Source organism: Motilimonas sp. 1_MG-2023 (genome assembly GCF_030547455.1).
Taxonomy (GTDB): Bacteria; Pseudomonadota; Gammaproteobacteria; order Enterobacterales; family CBDFNC01; genus Motilimonas.
On the sequence record NZ_JAUOPX010000261.1, the window covers coordinates 1 to 240 of the forward strand.

The window sequence follows — 240 nt, forward strand, 5'->3', positions numbered from 1 at the left end:
CGTGGCGTCTAATGAAGCCATAGTAGAACAGGTTAAGCAGTATATTGCAGAATGCCGTCAAAGCAGCCTCGGCGGCATGCAAATCTACATTTCCAGTATTTGCCAAGCGGCCAACAAAGGCGACGCGCTTGCGAATTCAGTGCTTACTAATTTCGGTAAATATCTCGGCCAAGCAATCGCGATCATGGTGAACTAATTTAACCCTGAAAAAGAGTTAATTGCCGGAGAGATAATGGCGGC

1 protein-coding gene is annotated in these 240 nt (G+C 46.7%); it reads left to right on the forward strand.

All coding sequences use genetic code 11. The features are described 5' to 3' along the window. A partial coding sequence (locus tag Q4519_RS22060; RefSeq protein ID WP_303516125.1) for an ROK family protein occupies positions 1 to 196 on the forward strand: 196 nt, incomplete at its 5' end. Positions 197 to 240: the final 44 nt, after the last annotated feature.